Annotated in this window: 12 protein-coding genes; 8 read left to right on the top strand and 4 right to left on the bottom strand. The window is 38.8% G+C overall.

Going from position 1 to position 16,280, the window contains the following annotated elements; all coding sequences use genetic code 11:
* Positions 1-108: 108 nt before the first annotated feature.
* The 3 genes from HAV12_RS14815 (at position 109) to HAV12_RS14825 (ending at position 7,642) form a co-directional block, all read left to right on the top strand.
* Positions 109-2,973: a TIM-barrel domain-containing protein gene (locus HAV12_RS14815; RefSeq protein ID WP_171570341.1), complete on the top strand. Its 2,865-nt coding sequence runs from the start codon at positions 109-111 to the stop codon at positions 2,971-2,973.
* A gap of 169 nt (positions 2,974-3,142) precedes the next feature.
* A complete protein-coding gene (locus tag HAV12_RS14820; RefSeq protein ID WP_171570342.1) occupies positions 3,143-7,117 on the top strand; it encodes a two-component regulator propeller domain-containing protein in 3,975 nt (1,324 codons plus the stop codon).
* A 279-nt stretch (positions 7,118-7,396) separates the two neighbouring features.
* A complete protein-coding gene (locus HAV12_RS14825; protein WP_171570343.1) occupies positions 7,397-7,642 on the top strand; it encodes a hypothetical protein in 246 nt (81 codons plus the stop codon).
* 269 nt (positions 7,643-7,911) lie between these two features.
* Here HAV12_RS14825 and HAV12_RS14830 read toward each other — a convergent pair whose 3' ends face one another.
* Positions 7,912-8,361 (bottom strand): redoxin domain-containing protein, encoded by a 450-nt coding sequence (locus HAV12_RS14830; protein ID WP_240345170.1) that lies wholly within the window; start codon positions 8,359-8,361, stop codon positions 7,912-7,914.
* Between the two features lie 3 nt (positions 8,362-8,364).
* Complete coding sequence (locus tag HAV12_RS14835) at positions 8,365-8,841, bottom strand: TlpA disulfide reductase family protein (RefSeq protein ID WP_171570344.1); 477 nt, start codon at positions 8,839-8,841, stop codon at positions 8,365-8,367.
* Between the two features lie 214 nt (positions 8,842-9,055).
* Between HAV12_RS14835 and HAV12_RS14840 the strand changes: the two genes are divergently transcribed.
* Complete coding sequence (locus tag HAV12_RS14840) at positions 9,056-9,778, top strand: AAA family ATPase (RefSeq protein WP_171570345.1); 723 nt, start codon at positions 9,056-9,058, stop codon at positions 9,776-9,778.
* 255 nt (positions 9,779-10,033) lie between these two features.
* On the opposite strand, the gene HAV12_RS14845 is transcribed toward HAV12_RS14840, so the two are convergent.
* Complete coding sequence (locus HAV12_RS14845; protein WP_197984830.1) at positions 10,034-10,423, bottom strand: RidA family protein; 390 nt, start codon at positions 10,421-10,423, stop codon at positions 10,034-10,036.
* A 171-nt stretch (positions 10,424-10,594) separates the two neighbouring features.
* On the bottom strand, positions 10,595-11,158 hold the full coding sequence (locus HAV12_RS14850; protein ID WP_171570347.1) for a Crp/Fnr family transcriptional regulator: 564 nt from the start codon (positions 11,156-11,158) through the stop codon (positions 10,595-10,597).
* A 206-nt stretch (positions 11,159-11,364) separates the two neighbouring features.
* On the opposite strand from HAV12_RS14850, the gene HAV12_RS14855 reads away from it, so the two are divergent.
* From HAV12_RS14855 to HAV12_RS14870, 4 genes are all read left to right on the top strand, one after another.
* A complete protein-coding gene (locus HAV12_RS14855) occupies positions 11,365-12,243 on the top strand; it encodes an AraC family transcriptional regulator (RefSeq protein WP_171570348.1) in 879 nt (292 codons plus the stop codon).
* Positions 12,244-12,315: 72 nt separating this feature from the next.
* A complete protein-coding gene (locus tag HAV12_RS14860; RefSeq protein ID WP_171570349.1) occupies positions 12,316-13,152 on the top strand; it encodes an SDR family oxidoreductase in 837 nt (278 codons plus the stop codon).
* A 10-nt stretch (positions 13,153-13,162) separates the two neighbouring features.
* Positions 13,163-13,549 (top strand): DUF5367 family protein, encoded by a 387-nt coding sequence (locus tag HAV12_RS14865; RefSeq protein ID WP_171570350.1) that lies wholly within the window; start codon positions 13,163-13,165, stop codon positions 13,547-13,549.
* A gap of 326 nt (positions 13,550-13,875) precedes the next feature.
* The gene (locus HAV12_RS14870; RefSeq protein WP_171570351.1) at positions 13,876-16,227 is read left to right on the top strand and encodes a mechanosensitive ion channel family protein; all 2,352 of its coding nucleotides are present in this window, start codon (positions 13,876-13,878) and stop codon (positions 16,225-16,227) included.
* Positions 16,228-16,280 lie beyond the last annotated feature (53 nt).

A 16,280-nucleotide genomic window follows, 5' to 3' on the forward strand; every position in this document is an offset into this window, starting at 1 on the left:
AACAAATAATTCATGATGATACCTTCTTAAAAACATATACATCCCCTAAATAGAATTATTATACTGAAATTTGGTAACTTAAAATTTTACTAAAACCACTATTTAACCATGCGCAAAAAAATACATTTCTTATTTGCTGCAACGCTGTTAGCCTCCTGTTCGGTGAAGCAATATCAAACTATCGACGACGGTATCATTGTAAGCGTAAAGCAAAACAGTAAAACAGATGTTCAGAAAGTACGTATTCAGGTACTACAGGACGAATTAATTCACGTTTCCGCCACTCCCGACGCCGAATTCGCAAAAGATTCTTCACTGATAATTGTTACCGGAAAATCAAAAACACCTTATAAAGTAGAAACCAATGTCGCCGATTCTATTTCGATCGTAACCTCGCGTTTGAAAGTGATGGTTTCTAAAATAAACGGCGGAATCAATTTTAAAGACAAAGACGGTAAACTAATTTTAGCCGAAAAATCAGGCGGAGGAAGAAATTTTACTCCGATTGAAGTGGAAGGAACCAAAGGGTATACCGTTCGTCAGATTTTTGATTCCCCTGCCGATGAAGCTTTCCACGGATTGGGACAACATCAGGCCGATGAATTCAACTACAAAGGTAAAAACGAAGAATTATTTCAATACAATACCAAAGTTTCCGTGCCTTTTATAGTTTCGAATAAAAATTACGGGGTTTTATGGGACAGTTATTCTTTGAGCCGTTTTGGTGAAAGCCGCCCTTATGCCCAATTGAATACCGTTTTTAAATTATACGATAAAAAAGGAAATGCGGGAGCTTTGACAGGGACTTATGTTTCTAATGTAAAAGACGTGCAAAACATCGAGCGCAAAGAAGAATCTATTTTCTTTGAAGACATTAAAAGCATCAAGAAATTACCGCAAAATTTCCCTTTAAAAAATGCTGACGTCACCTACGAAGGAGCAATCGAAGCACCCGCAAGCGGAACCTACAAATTTACGTTGTATTATGCCGGATATGTAAAAGTATATTTAAACAACGAATTGGTAGTTCCGGAACGCTGGAGAACAGCCTGGAATCCGAATAGTTATAAATTCTCTTTGCCTTTAGAAGCCGGAAAACGCGTACCCTTACGAATTGAATGGAAACCGGATGGCGGAACTTCCTATTGTGGTTTACGTGTACTTACACCCCAACCGGAGGAAGAAAAAAACAATCAGGTATGGTGGAGCGAAATGACACAGAAAATCGATTATTATTTCGTTCACGGAAATTCTGCAGATGAAGTAATTAAAGGCTACCGTACCTTAACCGGAAAATCTCAGATCATGCCAAAATGGGCCATGGGATACTGGCAAAGCCGCGAAAGATATAAAACTCAGGATGAAATTGTGGGTAATCTGAAAGAATTCAGAAAACGCAAATTCCCGATTGATAATATTGTGCTGGATTGGAATTACTGGGAAGAAGATTCCTGGGGAAGCCATGAATTTGACAAAAAACGTTTCCCTAATCCGCAGGCCATGGTAGATTCTATTCACGCTATGAATGCAAAGATGATGATTTCTGTCTGGCCGAAATTTTACAAAACAACCGAGCATTTTAAGGAATTTGATGAAAAAGGCTGGATGTACCAACAAGCCATAAAAGATAATGTTAAGGACTGGGTTGGCCCTGGTTATGTGGGTTCTTTTTACGATGCGTATTCCGGTGGTGCCCGTAAATTATTCTGGAAACAAATCTATGATAATTTGTACCCGCTAAAAATTGATGCGTGGTGGATGGATGCCAGCGAACCGAACGTACTGGATTGCACCGATATGGACTATCGTAAAGCGTTATGCGGACCAACGGCCCTGGGTTCTTCTACAGAATTTTTTAATACGTATGCCTTGATGAATGCGGAAGCCATTTACGATGGACAACGCAGCGTGGAACCCAACAAAAGAGTATTTCTGCTGACAAGATCCGGATTTGCAGGTTTACAGCGCTATTCTACAGCCACATGGAGCGGTGATATTGCCACACGCTGGGAAGATATGAAAGCTCAGATTTCTGCCGGACTTAATTTTGCGGTAAGCGGTATTCCGTACTGGACGATGGATATTGGCGGTTTCTGCGTAGAAGACCGATATGTAAGCGGACAGCAGCAATACGACAAAAATGGTCAGGAAAATGCTGATTATAAAGAATGGAGAGAATTGAACACTCGCTGGTTTCAGTTTGGTGCCTTTGCTCCTTTGTACAGAGCACACGGACAGTTTCCGTACCGTGAGCCGTGGAACATAGCTCCGGATACACATCCTGCTTACCAGTCTATTTTGTATTATACCAATCTGCGTTACAGACTGATGCCGTACATCTACACCATGGCAGGAATGACGTACTTTGAGGATTATACCATCATGAGACCTTTGTTTATGGATTTTGCGGCGGATAAAAAAGTGCAGAATGTGAGCGATCAGTTTATGTTCGGACCTTCGTTTATGGTTTGTCCGGTTTATAAATACGAAGCCCGTAATCGAAATGTATATTTCCCTGAAGGAACCAACTGGTTCGATTTTTATACAGGACGTTACATCACCGGAGGACAGCAACTGAATGTGGATGCGCCTTATGAGCACATTCCGTTATTTATTCGCGAAGGATCTATTATTCCGGTTGGACCCGAAATGCAATACAGCACAGAGAAAAAAGCAGACAAAATTGTGCTTTACGTTTATATGGGACAAGATGGAAAATTCACCTTGTATGAAGATGAAAACGAAAATTACAACTACGAAAAAGGAAGCTTTTCCAATATAGCTTTCAATTACAATGAAGCTTCCGGAACGCTGAGTATTGGTGCACAAAAAGGGAAATTCGACGGAATGATCAAAAATCGAAAATTCGTGATTGTAGCCGTAAGTAAAGATAAACCCCAGGCTTTTACCTATGATGCCGCCGGAAAAGAAATTAGTTACGACGGAAATCAGCAAACCATAAAGCTGAAATAAGACAAAAAGAGGTTTATACGAATTCGTATAAACCTCTTTTTCATTAAATAAAAACCAAAATTCTGGCAGTATTTCACGCTGCTTTATACCTTTGGAAGGATTACGGGAAGAACACCACTTCTTGAAATATTATCCTATATTGTACTTCCAAAAGTAGCTTTAACTTTAAATGAAACCATTTAACCCATTTCTCTACATCCTTTTTCTGTCGCTCCTCGCCTCTTTTGGTGTTATGGGGCAATCGTATACTTTTCATCATTTAAAAACGAATGACGGACTTTCGAACAGTACGATCAAAAGTATCCTGAAAGACCAATATGGTTTTCTATGGATTGGGACGGAATCAGGACTGAACCGTTATGACGGCTACGGATTTAAAGTATATGCAACAAAATCCGATAAACCGTCGTCCATCATAAACGACGATATCCGAGGCTTGCAGGAAGATGGTTTGGGAAATATCTGGATCAGTACCGAATTCAGTTATATTGTTTATCAGCGTCATAAAGATAATTTCAGAAGTGATATTGCGAATGTACTCAAAGATTTGGGGATTAAAGCAGAGGAGAATTATAAAGTTTACGTCGATAAAAACAAAGACTTATGGGTTTTGTCTGGAAACAGAATCTTTGTGTATGATACCCATAAAAAGAACTTAAAAACCTTTAGTACGAAAGAAAAAATAGCGGAAACTTCAACTGTATTTTTAGGTGATGACGGCAATTCCATTTTTAGAGTGCTCCATTCCGGAACTATTTTGAAGGTGAACAAAAGCAACGGAAGACAATCTTTTTTGAAACTCCCTGATTTTGTTTTGCAGCACCTTCAAAACAAAAAGAATAAAATTTATGTGGATTCCCAAAACGGATTATGGATTTTCTCGAATACAGCTGCCCTCTTTTATCAAAAAAACAGCCAAGCCGAATGGAAAAAAATCACGCTCAATTCAGCTGTAACTACACAAAACGATGTCATATTCGACATCAAAGACGATGGAAACGGCAGGGTCTGGATTGGCACGGACCATCAGGGGATTTTTATTTATAACACGGTAAACAATAGTATTTCCAACCTCACCCACAACCCCGACAACACTGCCTCTATCGCATCCAATAATATCGGCTGTCTGTATAAAGATGATACCGGAACCCTATGGGCGGGTCACAACAAAAAAGGGATTTCGTATTATAATGCCAGTTTTGGAAATCTCGTTACTGTCGAATTACAGGACTGCAAGGATGTCAGCACTTTCCTGGAAGACAAAAAAGGAAATCTCTGGTTGGGAACTGATGGAAATGGTTTGTATTTCAAAGAAAAATCTTCGGGCAACAAAATCACGAAAATGCCTTTGGCGAGCAATGTAATTGTTTCATTGTTAGAAGATAAAAAAGGAAGAATCTGGATCGGCACCTATTTAAACGGTTTGTTTTGCTATGAAAACGGAACCTTTAAGCATTTTACAAAAGAAAACAGCACTTTAAATTCGAATGATATCTGGAATTTAAAAGAAGACCGTTATGGCAACTTATGGATAGGTACGCTTGGACATGGAATACAATGCCTCAGAAGCGGCACAACCCGTTTTGAAACGATAGCCAAAACAGTCAAAGGCCTCGAATTTACGCTGGATATGTTTTATGACAACGGCGACCAATTGTACGTTGGCACGGACAGCGGACTTTTCAGTATCGATATTCTGACCGGCCAGCAGGTTAAAGCTTCGGGAAACAGAAGCAAAACGCAAAAATTCAGGCAGACCTTTACTTCCAGCGTTTACAAAGACAGCAGGGATAATATCTGGCTGGGGCATTCCAAAGGTTTATCCGTCTGGGATACCAAAAAAGATACGGTCTATTATTTTGACAAAACCAATGGGTTGTCTGATAATATTGTAAAGGGAATTATTGAAGACAATCACCGGCACATCTGGGTCACGACAAGCAACGGATTATCGGTATTGACCGTTGAACCCAATGCAAAAGGGATCTTAAAAATAAGCAGCCGGAACTTTTCTGTTAAAGACGGACTTCACGATAATTACTTTAATACCCACGGCATTTACAAACTTCAGAACGGAGACATTCTTCTGGGCGGAACAGAAGGCTATACCACTGTAAACCCGAATAAAATGGCAGAGAAAAGCAAACCTCTCGCCAAAGTCATTTTTACCGGATTAAGTCTCGGTAACGTACCCGTTCAGGTAGATTCGCTTTATAACGGCCATCGCTTACTAAAACGCTCCATGGAGCAGACTTCAGAAGTTACGTTCAGTCATGACGATCAGTTAATCGCCATTCAGTTTACGACCGCCGATTTGGTTAATGCCGATAAAGTCCGCTATCTCTATAAACTGGAAGGTTTTAGTAACCAATGGCTTCCGACAGAAAAAAACAAAATCGAATTTTCATCGCTTGCTCCCGGCACTTATACCCTTTTCATTAAAGCTTCCAACAGCGACGGAATCTGGAACGAAAAAGCCACTGTTTTAGATATTACGGTCACTCCGCCCTTCTACTTGTCGGGTTGGGCCTTTTTATTCTATGTAATGGCAATTGCCGGAATTACCATGTACGTTATAAAGCATACCCGAAAAAAACACCGGAAAGAACTGGAACAGCAGCGCATACAATTGGAACATCTTCAGCAAATCAATCTGAATGAAATGAAACTCCGGTTTTTCACCAATATCAGTCACGATCTCAGAACACCGCTGACCCTGATTACCATTCCGCTTCAAAACATTCTGAACAAAGAGCTGGAAGAAGGTCTTCGCGCCAAACTCGGTATTGTTTATAAAAATGTAGAGCAGTTAATGACGCTCATTAATTCGTTATTGGATTTCCGTAAACTGGATGTCGGCACCGAAAGCCTGAATCTTAAATCAGGTGATTTTGTGTATTATATTCAGGAAAGATGCACCCTTTTCCAGTCGTATGCCACAGACCGGAACATGAAGTTCTCCTATACCAGCGAGATGGAAACGCTTATGATGGAATTTGACAGCGTAAAAGTCCAGAAAATACTTTTTAACCTGTTATCCAATGCTTTTAAATATACGCCCGACGGAGGAAGTATCAATTTGCACCTCTACCGTGAAGAGAAAAATGTGGTGGTGTCTATTTCGGACAGTGGTCAGGGCGTTCCTGAAAATGAAAAGCAATCTATTTTTGAACGCTTTTACCAGGCCGAACAAAGTGAAGAAAATACCGGAAGCGGCATTGGCCTTCATATTGTAAGCGAATACATCGCGATGCACGGCGGCAGTATTACAGTCGCGGACAACGCGCCAAAAGGAAGTATTTTCACCTTCAGGCTTCCTGTTCAAAAAGTGAAAAACAAAGAACATATTCGGATATTGGAAAGCCATCCCGAAAAGAACATAAACGAAAAACCGGTTTTACTTTTTACAGACGACAACAAAGATTTCTGCGATTTCATGTCCGAAAGTCTTTCTGAATTTTATACCGTTCTGGTTGCCCATGATGGTCTTGAAGCCCTGGAAAAATTGCAGCAAAACAATGTCAATATTGTCGTGAGTGATGTTATGATGCCAAAAATGAGCGGTAACGAATTGTGTGCCCAGATCAAAACGACCATAGAATGGTCGCATATTCCGGTAATCCTGCTTACTGCCCGAACCGCCGAAGAATACAAAATAGAAGGACTTATGCTGGGTGCCGATGATTACCTGAACAAACCTTTTAATTTCAATCTGCTCAAACTTCGTATCGATAAATTTCTGGACTGGACAAAAAAATCCCATCAGGCCTTTAGCCAGAAAATTGACATTGCGCCAAGCGAAATTACCATTACTTCCCTTGATGAACAATTGATCGAAAAAGCGATTAAAACCGTCGAGGAAAACATTGCTAATCCGGATTTTACGGTAGAAGAACTCAGCGCTATTGTAGGGCTGAGCAGAACACACCTGTATAAAAAGTTAATGCACATCACCGGAAAAGGCCCCGCGGAATTCATCAGAACGGTCAGACTGAAAAGAGCCAGACAGCTCCTCGAAAAAAGTCAGCTCCAGATTGCCGAAATTGCGTATGCCGTTGGTTTTAATTCCCCAAAACGATTTACCGTTAATTTCAAAAATGAATTCGGAGTCTCTCCTTCTGAATATGTTCGTAATTTAAAATAACAGTTATTTAGCTCCTTTTTTATTAACATCAGATTGGTGAAAACATAATTTAATACACTAATAAACAACCGTTTATTTTCTTTAATTTTAAAATTCATAAACACTTTAAGTTTTTTTAAAGCTAAGTAAAATCCAAATTGCCAATTAGAACGTAAATAAGAAAAACGGTACTCTTAAGCAGGGTAAATTCAAATGTAAATGGGTTTTTTGGAACATCTTGGATTTATCACACTTTTGATTATCGTTTTCTTTTTTTATTAAATTTTAAGAAACTAAAAGTTGGAAAAATTAAACGTTCAAAGATTAAAAAGGACTTTAGATTATTTGGAAAGTAAACAGCGGGAATTAAAAAACCAGAAAGAAAACGATACCAGAAGCCTGGAATCCATGATCAAATACCTGAAAAAAGACATGATGGAACAGTTTAAATTATCCGATCATGTTTTATTGTCCATGAAGCATGAAATTAAAAACACGGAAACCTTTATCGTCATTGTACAAAATATAATAGATGCCAATTCCTAAAATGGGGGAATCTAACCGGAATTAGGATACGATTAGATCATCGAAAATTTCCAAAATAAAAAAACGCCCCGGTTAGGAGACGTTTCTAAAACATTTTACAGCTCTTAGTTTTTATACTTTCGCTTTTCTTTTCACCGTACAGCCAATTTCTTTAGTTTCGGTTACAGTCGGTTTTTGATTGTTTTTCAGGGATGCAATTACATCTTCCACATATTTTGTTTTTTCGCTTTTCGTTCCCTCAGGATCATTATCGATTGCCCCTGTGTATTCTACGACAGTTCCTTTTGCCTTTTAGAAACCACAAAAAGATGAGGTGTATGTTTCGCTCCGTATTGGTCCGTAACCACCTGTCCTTTATCAAACAAATAAGGGAAAGCATATTTTTTCTCCTTCGCCAGATCCTGCATTTTATCAAAAGTATCTGCTTTTGAAGCTTCAGGATCGTTTGGATTAATCGCAATTACAGGATACCCTTCCGGTCTGAACTTTTTATCCAAATCAATTATTCTTTGCTCATAAGCTTTGGCGTACGGACAGGTATTACAGGTAAATACCACAATAAAACCTTTAGCGTTTGGATAACTTTCGAAAGAAATGTCTTTATTGTCTACATTTTTTAGTTTAAAATCCGGTGCCGGTTCTCCCGCTTTAAGCGTTTTGCTTTGTGCCTGGGATAAAATCGCTGTAAAAACCAGCAGAATAGTGATGTACTTTTTCATGATTTATAATTTTTTATATTCGGTTACTAATTGTTCATAGGTAAGTTCAGTTTCCATAAATTTCCTCTCGTCGTTTTTAAGGAAGAGCGTCGCCGGAATACTGCCCGACCAGGACGGATCGATCCGGTCGATATATTCCTGCGGATTGCTTTCATTCAAAAGAAAAACCGGATTGGTAATCTTCTTTCTTTTTACAAACGGCACCACGGCTGTATTCAATTTCGATTTAAAATCAACACTTACCAGGAGCACCGCCAGTTTATCCGATTGGTATTCCTGACTCAGTTTTTGAAAATGGGGTAATTCTTTGATACACGGAGCACACCAGGTCGCCCAGAAATTGACCACATAGGTGCTGTCTTTTCCGTTTTTTACTCTTTCCTGAAGCTGATCAACAGTAAGCAGCTTTACGTTCTGACTGTAAGACATTACGGGACATGCCAGCAAAAAAACACAAATTATAAAGGTTCTTATTTTCATCGTATAATGGCGTAATGACTGTTTGAATAACGGGATTACTTCCTACAAATATAAACTAATGTCGAAATACTTTTACCAATCCAATTATACATTTTATAGTATTAGGATCAATTTAACAAAATACGGAACCACCAGTATCAGAATTACTGCCCCCTAAAATTAAAGTAGAGATATTGCAGAATAAGCTTTAATTTTGCGAAAAATAAAACTCCTGATGAATCTGTACGAACTGACCGTAAACGATACTGAAAAAATTGCACTGAATGATTTATTTTTTAGTGCCGAAAACAAAGCTGCGTTGGCACAGACCATCAAAGAGCATCAGTATCTGGAGGAATTAAAAAAATACGATCTCAAAGCAGACCATAAAATATTGCTGCACGGTCATTCAGGATGCGGTAAAACCACGACTGCCAAGGCCATTGCCACGGCTTTAAACAAGAATATCGTAATAATCAACCTGAGCACTTTAATTAATGCCCGAATTGGTGAAACCTCCAGAAATGTAAAAGCCCTGTTTGACAAAGCGATTCGGGAGAATGCAGTTTTATTTCTGGACGAGTTTGATCAGATCGGAAAAAGCCGTGACAGCGAAGATAAAGACGTGGGAGAAATGAGACGCCTTGTCAACACGATTATCCAACTGATTGATTATTTCCCGGCGGACAGCTTACTCATTTGCGCCACCAATCATTATCACAGTATCGATACCGCTTTACTGAGAAGATTTCAGATCCGCCTGAAATTCGAAATGCCCGACGAAAACCAGCTTGATCTGTATTACGACAAGCTACTGGAGCGTTTTCCTTCGCATCTGCAGGACATTCCCAGAAATTATAACATTTCCTATGCCGAAGCCAAAGATTACATTCATACCCTAATGAAAAAGCAAATCATTGCAGAATTAGAACTTGCCCATAAAAAAAACAGCGTTTAGAATACTTGTTTCTAAACGCTGTTTTATTTTTGAAAAGCTAAAACCCTGAATACTGCCTTTTTGACATTGTGTTTTTTCAGGTCATTTCTCCGTCACCGCTCCGTCACTCCTATACGTAAAGTTCGGGAGACTGTTTTGGAATGTTTTTTGTTTTTCCGTCAATTTGTCAGAGAAAACTACACAGTGCCTGGCTTCAATTTACCATGAGACTGTGTAATTAATTTTGAATAGCCATGAAATCTTATTTCCTGTAAATCACTTCACAACCGTTGCCTCTACTTCTACTTTTAAGGTTTCAAAAAGCGTTTTTACTTCCAGTAAAGTGCTGGTTTGCCTGATCCCGTGTTTGGCGATCCAGTCCTGAAAAATATCGAAACAGGCGAAAAGTTCCGATTCTGAAGTGGTATAGACATTCAGTCGCACTATATTTTTACATTCATAACCGGACTCTTTTACTACTTTTTCCAAGTTGGCTAAGGTCTGAATTAATTGTGATCTCATGTCGGCATCACTCGATATACCCGCAGCGTTAATAGCCGTTTGTCCGGAAACATAGAGCGTTCCTTCCGGATTTTTTACTTCTACTGCCTGTACATAACTTCGTTTATCCTGCCATTCCCAGGGGTTAATTTCCTTCTTTTCCAGTTTGTTGGTTTTGGTTTGCGCCATTACAGGCACAGCAGTCAGGACTGCCATTGCAAGAATCTTTAGGCCTTTTTTCATTTTTACAGTTTTAAATTATAGCTGCAAAATTGAATCGATTCCCGGATTCTAACGTGTGACAAACATCACAAATGTTACGTGAGCAAAGGAAAATTAAGACGAAAGCCGGCTTAATGTCTCTCGCGAAACGCCTAAATAAGAAGCCAGCATGGTTTTGTTGACCCGCTGAAATAACGAAGGATGCTGTTTCAGCAGCAAATCGTAACGGTCTTTTGCACTGGAAGTTAAAAAAGACAATATCCTTCGTTGGGAGGCAATATGTCCTGAATTTGATTTTTTAAGAAGGAAATGTTCCATCTTCTGAAGTACGGCACACAACTTCTGATAATTTTCTATTGAAATACAGAAAACATCGGTGTCTTCAATACACTGCAAAGACATAGTAGCGTTAGTTTGGGTAAAAAAGGCAATAAAGTCGCTTTCCCACCAATCTTCCATGGCAAAGGATATAATATGCTCATTTCCGTTTTCGTCCTCGTAAATGAGCTTTAAAAGGCCTGAAACGATGTAATAACAATCAATATTGGTGTCACCTTTGTCAATTAGAAATTCTTTCTTCTTAAAACTTCGGGAATTAAAATGCGAAAGCACTAACGAAAATTCATCATCAGTCAATTGTATTATTTTTTCAATATGTTCCCTTAGTTTTTGATGCATTTTCTTTTTTAAAAATGGATAAGCCTTAAATTTATGGTCGCATTACGGAAGCAAAAATAGATTTTTTACGGAAAGCCGGTGACTTTAAAATCATTTAATTGTTTTTAAAAAGTACTTCATTCCTGTAACTAAAAGTCATTTTTAAGACTTATTTTTAAATTAGTTCCCGTTGATTAGCACTCCATTTTTAATCTAATAAGCAAAAAATGACAACAGATATCATCGAATTAAATGACTGTATTGTTTTAATCGAACAATCAAATGCCACCAAACCATTTGTTCAGAAATGTGAAATCGACGGCGATGCTGTTGGATTTGCTTTTTATGGTTCCGGGAACGTTGAACTTGAAATAAAACACAATAATCAGACTAAATACTTAACCAATACAACTGGTCTGGCGATTTGCTTTTTTGGCAATCAGAAAGTGGAATTCGCACACAAAATTGAGCCTGATAAACCCTTACAGTCCATTAGTATTTTTACGAAACTAAAAAACCTGCCGTTGCTCCCTCAGGCCGAAAAAGAGGTTTTTGAAAAATATTTGCCTCAATTAGTACATCCAAAAGAACACTTTGTAAAAGGCCCTTCTTTTTATACGACGCTCGATATGCAGCTGGCCGTTCAGAAAATTTTCAATACAACTTACATCGAAAACACCCGTTTGTTATTTCTAAAAAGTCAGGTCAATGAACTCTTGGCTCACTTCTTCGGACTCCTGGCAAGTGATCAGAAAAATACTTTTTCTGAAAAAGACCGCGACAAAATTTTTCAGGCGAGAGAAATCGTCACCACCCACTATTCCCAACCTCCCTCTATTAGCCAACTTTCTAAAATGGTGGGACTTAACAGCAATAAGTTAAAAAAGAACTTTAAGGAGCTTTTTGGTATCCCTGTCTTCAAATACATTCAGGAGGAACGTCTGAATAAGGCTTACGAATTGCTGCAAAACAGCGACAAAACCGTACAGGAAGCTGCCTGGGAAGTCGGTTATGAAAGTCTCAGTTCTTTCTCGAATGCTTTCTATAAAAAATTTGCAACCCGCCCGAATGCAGTAAAGCAAAAATGCTTTTCAGACAAATCATAATTCTTTTGTAACAAATGATTTAACAACAAACCTAACACCTTTGTATCAGTATTCACTTAAATAAATATTGATATGGACAAAAAGAAAATTTTAGTACTGGGTGCTAACGGAAAAACAGGCAGCAGGGTTACAGAGCAGCTGCAAAAAATAAACGATGTCGAAATTGTGATGGGTTCGCGAAGTGCGAAGCCGGCTTTCGATTGGGAAACTCCGGAGTCCTGGCCCGCCGTTCTCGAAGATGTGCATGCGGTTTACATTACCTTTCAACCCGATTTGGCGGTTCCTGCTGCAGCTGCAATCATTCGGAAGTTTGCTGATCTTGCGACCGGACTTGGTGTTCAGAAAATGGTTTTACTATCCGGAAGAGGTGAAAAAGAAGCCCGGGTTTGCGAGGAAATCGTTAAAGTGGCCGCTAAAAACTGGACGATTGTAAGGGCAAGCTGGTTCAGTCAGAATTTTAGCGAAAGCTTCTTTTTAGAGCCTGTTTTAGCCGGATTTGTCGCTTTACCCAGAGCAGAAGCCCTGGAACCTTTTACGGACGCAAATGATATCGCAGCGGTCGTTACAGCCTGCCTTCTCGACGACAAACACAATGGTCAGACCTACGAGCTCACCGGTCCCCGATTATTGACGTTTCCTGAAGCCGTGGCAGAGATTGCCAAAGCGACGGACAGAGACATTCAATTTCAGGCACTGACTTTAGCAGAATACCAACAAATGTTACAGGAATATCAGGTTCAGGAAGATCAGATCTGGCTGGTGAATTATCTTTTCGAACAGGTATTAGACGGCAGAAATTCAAGCATTACCAGCGACATTGAAAAAGTGTTAGGCCGTAAAGCAACCGATTTTAGTACTTACGTAAAAGTAACCGCTAAAACCGGAATCTGGAATACCGCAACTGTTTAAAACCATTGTCATGAATTACGTAAAAATGTCCCTTACTGGTGTTTTTGTTTGGATCTGCGTCAGTGCTGCTTTTTATCTTTCAGTGCTTTTTGATAGTATAAACTATAACTTTAATATAAAACTATTAATAGTACTGTTAATAATGTTTTTATCTGCTACAACTGGTGCTCGATTTTATTATAAAAACGGAACTAAAACGCACGGTTTACTTCTCGGTTTAGGCATGTCGATTACAGCAGTTCTATTAGATGTTTTAATTACCGTTCCTTTTGTTGAAATCCCGAAAGGGAGCAGTTATCAGCACTTTTTTGTAAGTCCGGTGATCTGGATACTGGTTGTCTTTAATACAGCAACGGTATATGGATATTGGAAGCTAAAAATTAAACCCAAAAAGTAATTCCGAACATCCTGAATTCGTTCCTGAAACCATAAAAATCCAATTTATACAGATTGGATTTTTATGGTTTTACACTATTAACTGTTAATTCAGGTAACAAACTCTAAAAAATTGGTTTACAATACAATTAAATCAATTCCTACAAATTCATTTTTTAGTATAAAATCTACTATCTGGCTCTGGAAAAAGCAAAATTTAACTGCTGAAGATTTCAACTGCGCTGTCTTAAAAAACGTCACATCTGCTTCCGCTCAAATGTTGTGAAATTGTTGTGAAAGTCCCTTAAAAAAAATTACATTTGGGAACCCTAATTCATACATCCAATTATGATTCAAAAAAGAAGTTTTATTGTTTTATCAGCCTTATTGGCCGTCCTGTTTTTTGCACCTCTTGCCTACTCGCAAAGCACCCCTAAAAAAACAGAAAGCCGTTCTAAATTATTTGAAGAAACAACAACCGACAGTGATTATCTGATGGCTATTGAAAAAGCCAGTGCCGTAATGGAAACTGCCTACAATGATGCCGATTTTGACGGAGCCAGCCATCATTTGTTTGGAGAAATCAGAAGAACCCAAAGCAAGCTCGATTTAATTTTAGCCAGTCTGAAAGGTGCGAATCCAAATGTTCGAAACCAGCAAATGTACCTTGTTGTCCTGAAAGAAATTCAACAGGAACTGGACGAGCAAAATGACGCGATCAACTTACGCAATAAAAACCTGGAAAAAATAAAAGACCGGTTTATCGAATTACGGAAAGACAAAACACTGGTCGGCCTGATAAAAGATACCATTCGCCGCAAGCAATTTAAAAATGAGTTTGCGAATCTTAGAAAAAAATACAAGAATACCGATAGTCTTATGACTAAAAACCAGGGGGTTCTAAATAAAAACAAAAGATTAACCGTAGAAAGAAAAATTGCCGTTTCTAATGCCCTTATTACCGTAGAAAATACGCTTGAAAAGTCAGGGATCAGTATGCTCAGAAAGGAATATCCTTTTATCTGGAATGTTACCGATTCAATCCCGAACAAATCAGTTACCCAAAGCATCGGGTCAAAAGTTATGATCGAAGAGAGTGTTGCAGCTTATTACCTGAGTTATCGTGCCGGAGGATTGCTTACACTGGCTTTTTTGATGGGATTACTGGGCTGGTACATCTCCCGCAATCTGAAATATTTAAAAAGTAACGGACACGCGGAGAGTCTGGCTCTTTTTAATTTTAATTACCTCAACAGGGGTGTTATCATTCCGGTAGCTATTATCGGGCTTAATATCGCCGTGGTAAGCAACCTATATGCTCCGGCCTTGTTTATCGAAATACTGGAATTGATTTTACTTGGATTCCTTACCATACTTTTCAAAAACAAATGGTCAGCAAATGCCATGAGAAACTGGACTTTCCTTTTGGGACTGTTCTTAGCCCTTTGTTTTCTGGACCTTTTCATTAGTGTTAGTTTATTGCAACGCTGTTGCTTTATTATAATTAATGCCTTTGGAATCCGTTATGGTCTTGTTCAGATCAAGAGCGTCAAAGGGGAATTGTACATCAAAGGCTTCTTTAAATGGGCCAGTATTATTTTTATTGTTTTTAACGGCTTGTCGATTTTATACAACATTTTCGGAAGGGTTTCTCTTTCTAATATGCTAAGTCTTACTGCTTTTATTTCAATTACACAGATTATTGCACTGAGTGTACTTCTAAAAATAATCCTGGAAGTGATCATTTTGCAAATCTACACGACAAGGGTAAAACGTGGAATTGAAAAAATCTTTGATCACGAAAGTTTATCCGAGACGCTCAAAAAGCCTTTTATTATCATTATTAGTTATATGTGGCTGGTTGTAATCGGATCGAATCTGAATATCTGGGAATCCTTACGGACTTCTTTCGGAGCTTTACTTAGCCATCCGAACACCATAGGCAGTATTACCTTTACTTTAGGAAACATTTTATTGTTTTTTATCATTATTTGGATTGCGCATTTACTGCAAAAGTATGTGGCTTACTTTTTTGGAGAAATTGATGATGATGAAAACGAAGAAAACATCAATAAAAGACAGCATTCCAAACTGCTTATTACGCGGCTTGTTGTTTTAATTGTCGGATATCTGCTGGCTGTAGCCGCTTCAGGCATGCCGCTGGACAAATTAAGCATTCTTTTGGGAGCTTTGGGTGTGGGTGTCGGACTTGGACTGCAAAGCGTCGTAAACAACTTTGTTTCAGGTATTATCCTGATTTTTGATAAACCGATTCAGATTGGCGATGTGGTCGATATCAGCTCCGAATCCGGCCGTGTAAAATCAATGGGACTTCGTACAACCAAAATCAATGCTCCAAACGGTGCCGAGATTATTATTCCGAACGGAAACCTATTGTCGCAAAACATCACCAACTGGACGTATACGGACAATTTTAAACTGGTTGATATTGCTGTTGAAATTACCGGGGACACTACTCCTGAAGATATTAATGCAATCATAAGCGAGTCTCTGGAAAGTATTACTTTGGTCAACAATGCCAAACCATCGCAAATTTATTATACTGCCATTTCTGACGGAAAATATAAAATTCAGATCAAATTCTGGTGCAGCATTTACAAAACAGAAGAAACGGTCAGTACTGCCCGTCAGGTCCTGTTTAGCAGCTTTAAAGCAAAAGGTCTGGATTTTTCAGCCTAAAAAACAGTTCTGATTAAAAAACCAAAAGCCGTCAAGCATTACACTTGACGGCT

This window comes from Flavobacterium sp. CLA17, assembly GCF_013112255.2.
GTDB lineage: Bacteria > Bacteroidota > Bacteroidia > Flavobacteriales > Flavobacteriaceae > Flavobacterium > Flavobacterium circumlabens.

Coding starts and splice junctions, on each gene's coding strand:
- HAV12_RS14815 (WP_171570341.1), top strand. CDS start 109: ATGCGCAAAAAAATACATTTCTTATTTGCTGCAACGCTGTTAGCCTCC.
- HAV12_RS14820 (WP_171570342.1), top strand. CDS start 3,143: ATGAAACCATTTAACCCATTTCTCTACATCCTTTTTCTGTCGCTCCTC.
- HAV12_RS14830 (WP_240345170.1), bottom strand. CDS start 8,361: ATGAAAAAGTACATCACTATTCTGCTGGTTTTTACAGCGATTTTATCC.
- HAV12_RS14835 (WP_171570344.1), bottom strand. CDS start 8,841: ATGAAAATAAGAACCTTTATAATTTGTGTTTTTTTGCTGGCATGTCCC.
- HAV12_RS14840 (WP_171570345.1), top strand. CDS start 9,056: ATGAATCTGTACGAACTGACCGTAAACGATACTGAAAAAATTGCACTG.
- HAV12_RS14850 (WP_171570347.1), bottom strand. CDS start 11,158: ATGCATCAAAAACTAAGGGAACATATTGAAAAAATAATACAATTGACT.
- HAV12_RS14855 (WP_171570348.1), top strand. CDS start 11,365: ATGACAACAGATATCATCGAATTAAATGACTGTATTGTTTTAATCGAA.
- HAV12_RS14860 (WP_171570349.1), top strand. CDS start 12,316: ATGGACAAAAAGAAAATTTTAGTACTGGGTGCTAACGGAAAAACAGGC.
- HAV12_RS14865 (WP_171570350.1), top strand. CDS start 13,163: ATGAATTACGTAAAAATGTCCCTTACTGGTGTTTTTGTTTGGATCTGC.
- HAV12_RS14870 (WP_171570351.1), top strand. CDS start 13,876: ATGATTCAAAAAAGAAGTTTTATTGTTTTATCAGCCTTATTGGCCGTC.